The organism is Mumia flava (assembly GCF_002797495.1).
Classification (GTDB): Bacteria; Actinomycetota; Actinomycetes; order Propionibacteriales; family Nocardioidaceae; genus Mumia; species Mumia flava.
In genome coordinates, this window is the sequence record NZ_PGEZ01000001.1 from 2,057,744 (window position 1) to 2,066,801 (window position 9,058).

The 9,058-nt window shown below is 72.8% G+C and carries 14 protein-coding genes; 5 read left to right on the forward strand and 9 right to left on the reverse strand.

Annotated features, from left to right (window positions below):
* The first annotated feature begins 21 nt into the window (after window positions 1-21).
* The gene (locus CLV56_RS09735) at window positions 22-585 is read left to right on the forward strand and encodes a TetR/AcrR family transcriptional regulator (RefSeq protein WP_100414753.1); all 564 of its coding nucleotides are present in this window, start codon (window positions 22-24) and stop codon (window positions 583-585) included.
* 1 nt (window position 586) lies between these two features.
* Here the strand turns inward: CLV56_RS09735 and CLV56_RS09740 are convergent, their stop codons facing one another.
* Window positions 587-1,045 (reverse strand): hypothetical protein, encoded by a 459-nt coding sequence (locus CLV56_RS09740; protein ID WP_039363428.1) that lies wholly within the window; start codon window positions 1,043-1,045, stop codon window positions 587-589.
* Window positions 1,042-1,719, reverse strand: a complete 678-nt coding sequence (locus CLV56_RS09745; protein ID WP_039363430.1) for a hypothetical protein — start codon at window positions 1,717-1,719, stop codon at window positions 1,042-1,044. Before CLV56_RS09745 ends, CLV56_RS09740 begins: the two co-directional genes overlap by 4 nt.
* 126 nt (window positions 1,720-1,845) lie before the next feature.
* On the opposite strand from CLV56_RS09745, the gene CLV56_RS09750 reads away from it, so the two are divergent.
* On the forward strand, window positions 1,846-2,646 hold the full coding sequence (locus CLV56_RS09750; RefSeq protein ID WP_245857733.1) for a helix-turn-helix domain-containing protein: 801 nt from the start codon (window positions 1,846-1,848) through the stop codon (window positions 2,644-2,646).
* Between the two features lie 12 nt (window positions 2,647-2,658).
* Here the strand turns inward: CLV56_RS09750 and vapC are convergent, their stop codons facing one another.
* Window positions 2,659-3,069 carry a type II toxin-antitoxin system VapC family toxin gene (gene vapC / locus CLV56_RS09755; protein WP_039363433.1) on the reverse strand — a complete coding sequence of 137 codons (411 nt, stop codon included), beginning with the start codon at window positions 3,067-3,069 and terminating at the stop codon, window positions 2,659-2,661.
* A complete protein-coding gene (locus tag CLV56_RS21365; RefSeq protein ID WP_281254213.1) occupies window positions 3,066-3,200 on the reverse strand; it encodes a hypothetical protein in 135 nt (44 codons plus the stop codon). The genes vapC and CLV56_RS21365 overlap by 4 nt, the downstream gene beginning before the upstream one ends.
* Window positions 3,201-3,369: 169 nt before the next feature.
* On the opposite strand from CLV56_RS21365, the gene CLV56_RS09765 reads away from it, so the two are divergent.
* On the forward strand, window positions 3,370-3,801 hold the full coding sequence (locus CLV56_RS09765; RefSeq protein ID WP_100415116.1) for a VOC family protein: 432 nt from the start codon (window positions 3,370-3,372) through the stop codon (window positions 3,799-3,801).
* Between the two features lie 82 nt (window positions 3,802-3,883).
* Window positions 3,884-4,660 (forward strand): hypothetical protein, encoded by a 777-nt coding sequence (locus CLV56_RS09770; protein ID WP_039363436.1) that lies wholly within the window; start codon window positions 3,884-3,886, stop codon window positions 4,658-4,660.
* A 37-nt stretch (window positions 4,661-4,697) separates the two neighbouring features.
* On the opposite strand, the gene CLV56_RS09775 is transcribed toward CLV56_RS09770, so the two are convergent.
* The 4 genes from CLV56_RS09775 to CLV56_RS09790 are packed head-to-tail and all read right to left on the reverse strand — an operon-like array spanning window position 4,698 to window position 6,830.
* Window positions 4,698-5,057 (reverse strand): MmcQ/YjbR family DNA-binding protein, encoded by a 360-nt coding sequence (locus tag CLV56_RS09775; protein WP_039363438.1) that lies wholly within the window; start codon window positions 5,055-5,057, stop codon window positions 4,698-4,700.
* Window positions 5,058-5,062: 5 nt separating this feature from the next.
* Window positions 5,063-5,764: an alpha/beta fold hydrolase gene (locus CLV56_RS09780; protein ID WP_039363440.1), complete on the reverse strand. Its 702-nt coding sequence runs from the start codon at window positions 5,762-5,764 to the stop codon at window positions 5,063-5,065.
* On the reverse strand, window positions 5,761-6,396 hold the full coding sequence (locus CLV56_RS09785; RefSeq protein WP_039363442.1) for a dihydrofolate reductase family protein: 636 nt from the start codon (window positions 6,394-6,396) through the stop codon (window positions 5,761-5,763). The genes CLV56_RS09780 and CLV56_RS09785 overlap by 4 nt, the downstream gene beginning before the upstream one ends.
* A 41-nt stretch (window positions 6,397-6,437) precedes the next feature.
* Window positions 6,438-6,830: a DUF4345 domain-containing protein gene (locus tag CLV56_RS09790; RefSeq protein ID WP_100414754.1), complete on the reverse strand. Its 393-nt coding sequence runs from the start codon at window positions 6,828-6,830 to the stop codon at window positions 6,438-6,440.
* A gap of 89 nt (window positions 6,831-6,919) precedes the next feature.
* Between CLV56_RS09790 and CLV56_RS09795 the strand changes: the two genes are divergently transcribed.
* A complete protein-coding gene (locus tag CLV56_RS09795; protein ID WP_245857738.1) occupies window positions 6,920-8,125 on the forward strand; it encodes an MFS transporter in 1,206 nt (401 codons plus the stop codon).
* On the opposite strand, the gene CLV56_RS09800 is transcribed toward CLV56_RS09795, so the two are convergent.
* Window positions 8,088-9,029 (reverse strand): hypothetical protein, encoded by a 942-nt coding sequence (locus tag CLV56_RS09800; RefSeq protein WP_039363443.1) that lies wholly within the window; start codon window positions 9,027-9,029, stop codon window positions 8,088-8,090. The two genes, CLV56_RS09795 and CLV56_RS09800, sit on opposite strands and share 38 nt — an antisense overlap.
* Window positions 9,030-9,058: the final 29 nt, after the last annotated feature.

Genomic DNA, 9,058 nt, shown 5'->3' on the forward strand with positions numbered 1-9,058 from the left:
TTGAGGTCGAGGAGATCACGGATGGCCCCCAAGGACGATCGGCGCACCCGGATCGCCGATGCGGTGATCCAGACGCTGGCCGAGCGGGGGAGCCGGGGGCTGACGCACCGTGCGATCGACGAGCACCTCGACCTGCCCGCGGGATCGACCTCGTACTACGCGCGCTCGCGGGCCGACCTCCTCGCGTGCGCGGTCCCGCGGCTCGCTGCCCTCGACGCACGCGCTCTCGCCCGCCACCAGGAGTCCGGCCCTCTCGACGCGATCCGTGCGGTGCTGCGGGCGTCCCGGCGGGGCGACGGCCGGGCGCGGACCCTCGCGCGGTACGAGCTCGTGCTCGAGTCGGTCCGCCGTCCGGACCTGCAGGCGGCGCTGGCGGAGGGGACGGACCAGCTGCTCGAGCTGCTCGACGGTGCCCTGCGTCGCGGTGCGCCGGACGCACCCGCCGACGACCTCCGTGACCGTGCCCGTGATCTGCTGGCCTTCCTGGACGGTCTCCTGCTCGCCGACGCCACAGGCCCGGCGCGTCACCGTCGCTCCGAGGCGCAGCTGTTGGCGGCCGTGGAGCGCCACCTCGCGACGAGCTGAGTCAGCCCGTCGTGCCGGACCGCGCAGCGTCGAGGCGTCGCTCGAGCGCGGCGAGCCCGCGGCGGACGAGCTCCCCGTACCCGTCGTCGACCAGGGCATCCTGCGCGCCGAGCCCGGCGGCGAGCTGGGCGGCGGCGTCGTCGATCCGACCCTGGCGGAGGTAGCCGTCGCCGAGGTTCAGGTGGAGGCTCGGCGCGAGACCCCGCGACGACGCGATCCCGGCCGGTGCAAGATCGTCGTCGCGCACCCCGGCGTACAAGGCGAGGGCACGCTCGTCCCAGCCCACCTCGTCGGCGACCTCGTCCTCGAGGTCCGCGAGGTAGTGCGCCAGCACGCAACGGTGAGCGTGGTCGTCGGACGTGGTGCCGGTCCAGCACTCCAGCAGCGCACTCCGGCCCGCCTGCCGGTCACCCGAGAGGGCGAGCCCGACGGCGGAGGTGACGGCGTCCCAGGTGGTCATGGCGCGACCGTAGACCCTCCCGCCGACATGGCATCCTCGCGCCGCACGTAGGCGTCGCGGCAGCTCCGAGCGCAGAAGCCCAGCGTCGCTCCGTCGCTCTCGAGCGTGATCGCGCGGGGCCCGAGCCGGACCCGCATGCCACACATGGGGTCGATCACCGTGCCCTCGGGGAGGTCGACGTCGTCGGTGTCGCGGCGTGCATGGAACGGCTCGCTCATCACCGCCACGACGTCGTCGGCTGTCGCCGGCCTGCCGTCGAGACCGATGCTGCCGTCGACGATGCCGGTGACGTTGATCCACAGGTCGCCGACAGAACGCTCCCGCCCCTGGCGCTCGTCCAGGTGCCGTACGGCGCGTCGCACCCAGCCGATCAGGCTCGGCGCGATCTCGTCGCGCCAGGTCTCCGGCACGGTCACGGTGATCCAGAGCGGCGCTGCTGTGCCCTGCGAGTCGGTCGACTGCGAGTCCGAGTGCCATCGGCCGTGGCCCGTGGTCCATCCCTCGACGGAGCCGAAGACGACGTGCGTCATCGCGCGTGCTCGCGCGAGCGTCTCGTCGGGAACGTCCTCGCTCATCTGGTCGCCGACCAGCCCCGCGACGACGTCGTCGGCGAGCGCCGTCCGATCGGTCGAGTCCAGTCCGTCCGCGGGACAACGGATGTCGATGAGGATCATGGTGCATCTCTCGTTCTCGTCGGTCGTGTCGGGTCGTCACGTCCCCACCGTCGGCCGGGTCGGCGCGCGCTGTCGATTACCTCCGAGGTAGTGGTGCGAGAGCACGAGGCGCGGCACGCTGGCCGTGTGGCTGACACGACCGGGGTGGTTCCGAACGTCACGGGCGCGCCCGTCGGGGAGATGGTGCGCCGCTGGCGCAAGCGACGCCATCGCTCGCAGCTCGACGTCTCGATCGGGGCGGACCTGTCGGCTCGGCACCTGAGCTTCATCGAGTCCGGGCGCGCGAACCCGAGCCGGGCGGTGATCGAGCGGCTGTGCGACGAGCTCGACGTCCCCCTGCGCGAGCGCAACGCCTTCCACCTCGCCGCCGGGTTGGCGCCGGCGTACCCGGAGCGTCCGCTCGCCGATCTCGGCGTCGCGCGGTCGGCGGTCGAGGTGGTGCTGGCGGGCCACGAGCCGAATCCCGCGCTGGCGGTCAACGTGCGGTGGGAGCTGTTGGCCGCGAACGCCGCGATGCAGGTCTTCCTCGACGGCATCGCCGAGGAGCTTCTCGAGCCGCCGGTCAACGTGCTGCGGGCGACGCTGCACCCGGCCGGGCTGGCGCCGCGGATCCAGAACCTCGGGGAGTGGCGCGCCCACACCCTCCGGCGGGTCCGACGTCAGTGGGAACGGACGGCCGCCGACGGTCTGCCCGAGCTTCTCGCGGAACTCGAGTCGTATCCGGTCCACGCCACCGGCGACGCGGGCGGCGCCAGCGGGCACGATCTTGTCGTACCGATGCAGCTGGCGGGCGAGCACCAGGTGCTGTCCTTCCACTACGCGATCACGGTCTTCGGCGCGGCTCGTGACGTCACGCTGGACGAGATCGCGATCGAGACGTTCTTCCCGGCCGACGCGGCAACCGCTGCTGCGATCAGGGTGGCGTGAGTCCCGGCGCGATCACACGCGCAGGGAGGCGCGATCGAGCTCGACCCCGACGACTCCTGCCACCCGGGCCAGGTCGGCGTCCCAGGAGAGCGGGGTCGCGCCACGGCGCCACGCGACCGCCGCGATCATGCAGTCGACCATCCCCCGAGGAGTGATCCCGCTGGTGCGGCACCGGCGGTAGATCCGCGTGGCGGCGTCGAAGTCGCCGACCGCGTCGAAGGCGAGAAGGTCGAACCGCAGAAGGAGACGGCGAAGGTCGCGTTCTCGTGCGTCGGTGCGGGCGCCGGCGGCCACCTCCGTCACGACAGGCTCGGTGACGGCGAGGCCTCCGTCGTCGGTGATGAGCTCGGTGATCCGCTCGTCGACCGAGCTGCCCGTCGCGCGGTCGTACTCGATCCACGCCGAGGTGTCGGCGAGGATCACTCGGCACTCCTCGGGGCGACGTCGCCGGGAGTCTCGTCGAGCGCGCGGGCCCCTCGCATCGCGAGTGCCTCGGCACGGGTCATCGGCTGGCCGGCGAGGTGGCGGAGCGCGAGGTCGACGGCTGCCGTCATGGTCCACGACGACGAGGCGATCCGGTTGCTCGTCGACGTCCTCGCCTTCGAGCTCGACGTGGCCGGCAACCGCTGGGACCTGCTGGGAGCGCCTCCCGGCGCGTGACGACCGCCCGTCGTGGATCGGGTCCTCGTTGACACGGCCGGACGGTCGCTCGACGATGGGGCGATGTCAGAACTCGAGGGACTGCCGACCGTTCCTGCTGCAGACGACACCCTGCCGGGCTCGCTCGAGCTGGGTGCCTCCTCCATCTCCCTGAGCGTCGCGGACCTGGGAGCGTCCCGGGCCTTCTACGAGAAGCTGGGGTTCGTCGTGACAGGCGGTGACGCCGAGCAAGGATGGCTCATCCTCAAGAACGGCGAGACGACGATCGGGCTGTTCCACGGGATGTTCGAGGGCAACATCATCACGTTCAACCCCGGCCTCACGAACCGGATGGAGCGGCTCGAGTCGTACACCGACGTCCGCGAGATCGAGCGGCACGTGACCGACGGTGGCCTCGAGGTCGCCGAGCGCACGGGTGAGGGCGACAGCGGCCCTGCGTCGATCACGCTGAGGGATCCCGACGGGAACGCCGTCCTGATCGACCAGTTCTTCTGACCGCGACGCGCCGGCCACGGCCGGCACTCCGTACGGTCCGCGTCCATCGGTGAAGTCGCCCAGCGCTGGATAGCGTGAGGCGATGACGACCTCGGAGAGCGTGAAGAGCCCGACCCGTCCGTCGCGCACCCTGGCCTGGGTGGTGCTCGTCGCTGTCGTGCTCCAGATCGCGACGCCGGCGGTGCAGGCGATCGGCGGGCTGGGCGATCCGCCGAGCAGCCAGGGCGACGACCTGCTGATCACCCCGGCCGGCTACACGTTCTCGATCTGGAGCCTCGTCTACCTGCTGACCCTCGTGCACGCCGTCGCGGTGCTGATCGAACGCAGCACCGGCACGGCCCAGCCCGACCGGCTGATGCGGGACCTGCTGGTGGTGTACCTCGGCGCTGCGCTCTGGATCGTCGTCGCCGCTGCGGGCCCGTCGTGGGCGACCGCGGTCGTGCTCGTGACGATGGTCGTGTTCGCGGTCGACGCAGCCCGGGTGGCGTCCGGTCCGGCGGCCGACGGCGGCCCGACCTGGCTGGTCGTGCTGGTTCGGGTCACCACGGCCCTCTACGCCGGCTGGGTGACCGCCGCGTCGATCCTCAACGTGTGCACCGCGCTGGTCGACGGCGGAGCGCTCGACGGTGACGACGTGGGGTGGCAGATCGGCGCCCTCGTGGTCGCCGCCCTCGTCGCCGTCGCCATCAGCGTCGTGATCGGAGGGTCCTGGGTGTACGCCGCGACGCTCGCCTGGGCCCTGGTCGGGATCGTGGTGGCGGTGAGCGGGACGTCGACCCCGCTCGTCGTCACGGCGATCGCCGCCGCAGCGGTGGTCGTGCTGGTGAACGCTGCTCTGATCCTGCGGCGGAAGACCTGAGTCGGCCGAGGAACGAGCCGACCTTGCCGGCCCGAGCTCAGCGGGGGCCGTGAGGATGCGCGAGGTCGTAGGCGCGTGACAGCTTCTGCGGCACCACCATCCGCCACGCGTCGACGACGAGCTCACGGGCCTCGGTCGGGTCCAAGGCAGCGAGGTCGGCGCGGACCCAGTGGAAGCGCAGGTCCGACGGCGCGGGCATCGCGAACGTCCCGGGGTTGCTCGCGACGAGGTCCGCCCGCTCCTCCTTCGGGAACGCGAACTCCATCACGGTCTCGTCGAGCGAGAACGCCACGTACACGATCTGCTTGACCCGGAACTTCAGCCGGCCCCGAACGTAGACCTCGTACGACCGCTCGAGCTGGCTGCCCAGCGGACGCACGTCCTCGATCACCGCCATGCGGGTCAGCCCTCGCTCGCGTACGCCTCCAGCCGGTCGGCGAGCTCCACCGGTCGGCTGAGCGGGACGCAGTGGCTCCCGGCGATCTCGTCGGGGACGATGCCGAGTCGTTCGGGGACCACGCGGCGGAAGAAGGCAGCCGGGAAGAACCGGTCGTCGGTGCTGAGCAGGAAGCGCGTCGGCACGTCCGGCCACGCCTCCAACGGCCACGGCATCGCCGTCGCGGTGCTCGACGGGTGCGGACGCTCGATCCTGATCGCCTGCTCGGCGAGCGCCCGGGGCACGTCGTGGTAGAAGCTCACGTAGGGGTCGTCGTTGCCGGTGAGGCCGCCGTCGAGCCGGGCCTGCTGTGCGACCGCGTCCGCATAGCGCGTGTTCGCCCACCAGTCGTCCGGAGTCTCGCCCGGCCGTGGAACCATCCCGGCCAGCAGGACCAGGACGTCGGCCTCCAGCCGGTCGGCGACGAGGGGTGCGGTGAACGCACCGAAGGAGTGACCGAGGACGACCGCGCGCTCGACCGGCCCGACCGCGCTGACGACGGTGTCGGCGTAGTCCGTCAGGGTCGCGGTGTCGTCGCCGGCCGGGAGGTCGGGAGCCACCACGTCGTGCCCGCGTGATCGCAGCTCGGCCTCGACCAGGTGGAAGGACCAGCCGGAGTCCCCGCCGCCGTGGATCAGCACGAAGGTGCGCCCGTCGGCAGCCGTCACGTGACGGCCTTGCGCGTGAACGACAGGTGCGTGACCCCGCTCGGCGACGACACGGTCTCGATCTCGTAGGTGTCCTCGAGTGCCTCGATCCCGTCCCAGAGCCGGACTCCCCGGCCGAGCACGATCGGCACGAGGACGAGGTGCATCTCGTCCACCAGCCCGGCGTGGAGGAAGTCGCGCACGACGGTGGCGCCGCCGCCGATCCGTACGTCGCCACCGGACGCTGCGTCCCGCGCCGCCTCCAGAGCCTCCACCGGGTCGGCGGTGAGGAAGTGGAACGTGGTGCCCCCCTTCATCTCGACCGGCGGTCGCGGCCGGTGCGTGAGCACGAAGGTCGGGGTGTGGAACGGCGGGTCCTCACCCCACCAGCCCGTCCAGTCCGGGTCGTCCTGCCACCCGGGTGGACCGAACTTGTTGGCGCCCATGATCTCTGCGCCGAAGCCCTCGTCGTGGCGCCGCGCGAACGCGTCGTCGATCCCCGCCGGGCCGTCACCGCCGCAGAACGGGGTCGCGAACATCCAGGCGTGCAGCCGCTCGCCGGCGTGGCCGAACGGTGCCTCGAGCGACTGAGGCTCACCGGTGGCGAAGCCGTCGAGCGAGATCGAGAAGTTGTGGATCCGGGTGCTGGACATCGAAGCTCCTTCGTCTCCGCGCCGCCCGGTGGTCGACGACGCTAGGGACGTGACCGCTTCTGCGCGCCGAAGTCATCGGTCCGCGCCGTCGCCTCGACCAGCACCGGGGCGGCGAGCTCGATGGCGAGCAGCAGGTCGTGGAAGCGGTGGGGCCGGCCGAGCGTCGCGCGGGTCGCGAGCCGCCCGAGCCCGCCGAGGGCCATGAGGCCGGCGAGCACGCGCATGCGGTCGAGGTCCGGCTGCGGCTGCTCGGCGGCGGCCAGCCAGCCCAGGCCGTAGCTCGCGAAGATCGGGCCCATGAACCGCAGGTGCGAGTCGACCGTCGCGTCGCCGGACATGCCGGGCTCGGCCCGGACGCCGCCGACGAGCTGGACGGTGCCGATCGTGATGCACGACCATCCGGCGACCCGTCCGAGTGTGCGCAGAGCTGACATGCGGCCAGCATGCCAGCACGGGCGGGTCACGCCGGCGACGTTAGGCTCGGGTCCCTGCGACGACGAGGGCGGACGGGGGGAGCGACGCGGTGACCGACGAGCCGCTGACCCGCGCGGGTCTGCGCCGCGTGACCGCCGTGCTGTGTCTGACCGAGATCACCAGCTGGGGTGTCCTCTACTACGCCTTCCCGGTCCTGCTCTCCGACCTGGTCGCCGAGACCGGCTGGCCGCAGGGCACGGTGGTGGCTGCCTTCTCGATGAGTCAGGTCGTCGCCGGCCTGGTCGGCGTGGCGGTCGGCCGGTGGATCGACCGGCACGGGCCGCGGGCCGTGATGTCGGCAGGCTCGGTGCTCGGGGTCGTCGCCGCGTTCGCGCTGGCCTGGGCGCCGACGCTCGCATGGTTCGTGGCGGCCTGGTTCCTGGCCGGGATCGCGTGCGCCGCGACGCTGTACGCCCCGGCGTTCGCGGCGCTCACGCACTGGGCGGGGACGCGCCGGGTGCAGGCGCTGACGGTGCTCACGCTGGTCGCAGGGCTCGCGAGCACGGTCTTCGCCCCGTTGACGGCGTTCCTCCTCGGCGGCCTGGGGTGGCGCGGCGCCTACCAGGTGCTCGCGGTCGTCCTCGTCGTCACGGTCCCGCTGCACTGGTGGGGACTGCGCCAGCCCTGGCCGCGCCATGCCGCGTCCGAGCACGGTCATGCCGACCGCGGCGGTCCTCCGGTGTGGCGGTCCGGTGCCTTCGTCATGCTGACGGTGGCGATCTGCCTGTCCGCGGCCGCGATCTACGCCGGTCTGGTGAACCTGGTGCCGATGCTGATCGAGCGCGGTCTCAGCACCGAGTCCGCGGCGCTGGTGCTCGGGATCGGCGGCGTCGGCCAGGTCTGCGGCAGGCTCGGGTACCGGCGGCTCGAGCTCGCGACCGGTGTCCGCAGCCGCACGACCCTGGTCCTCGCCGCCGTCACGCTCACCACCCTGCTGCTCGCGGTCGTGCCCGGGCCGTACGCCCTGCTGGCGTCGGTCTCGTTCCTCGCCGGTACGGCGCGCGGTGTCGCCACGCTGATCCAGGCGACCGCCGTGACCGACCGGTGGGGAGTCCGGCAGTACGGAGCCCTCAACGGCCTGCTGTCGGCGCCGCTGATGTTCGCGGTCGCCCTGTCGCCGTGGCTCGGAACCGTCCTGGCCGAGGCGCTCGGCGGCTACCCCGAGGCGTTCGGGGTGCTCGCGGCGCTCGCGCTCGTCTCGACCCTGGCGGCCCCCTTCACGATCCCGCGGGGTCGGTCGGTCTCCGCGCCGTAACCACGACGGCGACCAGCGCGGCTGCGGCGACCGCGACGATCCACGGGGTCACCGGTCGGACCGAGGGGGCGAGGGCGGCGACGAAGACGTCCCACGTCGCGTCCAGCGCCTCCGGGAGCGCATCCGGCAGGCCGCCGCCCGGGCGGAGGTACACCTGGAGGTAGCCAGCGGCGGTGATCGCGGGCCCGACGAGCCACGCGACGGCGACGGCGACCGGCCACCACACCAACCGGACGAGCGGGCGGATCCCGACGAGCACGAGCGCGCACGCGAGCACGCCGGCCCCCGCCCACCGGCCGACGGTCGTGATGGTCGCGAGGTGCTCCGTCGCCGACGTCGACGACACGAGCAACCCGACGAACCAGGTCGGGACGACGCCCGCGAGGACGGCCAGCGCGAGACCACCTCCGATGCGCCGGCTCAGCAGCGCGAGCGTTCCGATCACCCACCCCGCGAGCGTGATCAGGGCGACGGCCAGGCACAGGCCACGCAGCACCCGGTCGTCGCTGTCGAAACCGCCGCCGGCGAGGTCGCGGACCGTGCCGGACGCCTGGGTGAGGGCGAGCGCGGCCGCGACCGCCGTCCCGACGAACCCGCTGGCCGCCGCCTCGACCGGGTGGGCGCGGTTGATCAGCGCGGCCAGCCCCGCGACCACGCCCCCGAGCAGGGCACCCGAGGCGAGCAGCGTCAGCGCGCCGGTCGTCAGCGGCACAGCGAGGAACGCGCCCGTCCGGTCGCCGACGAACACGTCGACGGCTCCGTGCACGAGCCACGGCAGGAACCCGACCAGCCACCACGCGCACCCCGCGGCGACCGCGACGAGGAGGTCGCGCAGCAGGGACCGGCCCGGACGGGGACGCGGCGGTGCGGACTCGTCCGGCTCGACCGTCTCCAGCGATGGCACGAAGGGACCTCCTCGGGTGACGACAGCCA

Bases quoted from the DNA above. Each gene is read 5' to 3' on its own strand.
- CLV56_RS09735 (WP_100414753.1), top strand. From the start codon at position 22: ATGGCCCCCAAGGACGATCGGCGCACCCGGATCGCCGATGCGGTGATC.
- CLV56_RS09740 (WP_039363428.1), bottom strand. From the start codon at position 1,045: ATGACCACCTGGGACGCCGTCACCTCCGCCGTCGGGCTCGCCCTCTCG.
- CLV56_RS09745 (WP_039363430.1), bottom strand. From the start codon at position 1,719: ATGATCCTCATCGACATCCGTTGTCCCGCGGACGGACTGGACTCGACC.
- CLV56_RS21365 (WP_281254213.1), bottom strand. From the start codon at position 3,200: ATGACGGCAGCCGTCGACCTCGCGCTCCGCCACCTCGCCGGCCAGCCG.
- CLV56_RS09765 (WP_100415116.1), top strand. From the start codon at position 3,370: ATGTCAGAACTCGAGGGACTGCCGACCGTTCCTGCTGCAGACGACACC.
- CLV56_RS09770 (WP_039363436.1), top strand. From the start codon at position 3,884: ATGACGACCTCGGAGAGCGTGAAGAGCCCGACCCGTCCGTCGCGCACC.
- CLV56_RS09775 (WP_039363438.1), bottom strand. From the start codon at position 5,057: ATGGCGGTGATCGAGGACGTGCGTCCGCTGGGCAGCCAGCTCGAGCGG.
- CLV56_RS09785 (WP_039363442.1), bottom strand. From the start codon at position 6,396: ATGTCCAGCACCCGGATCCACAACTTCTCGATCTCGCTCGACGGCTTC.
- CLV56_RS09790 (WP_100414754.1), bottom strand. From the start codon at position 6,830: ATGTCAGCTCTGCGCACACTCGGACGGGTCGCCGGATGGTCGTGCATC.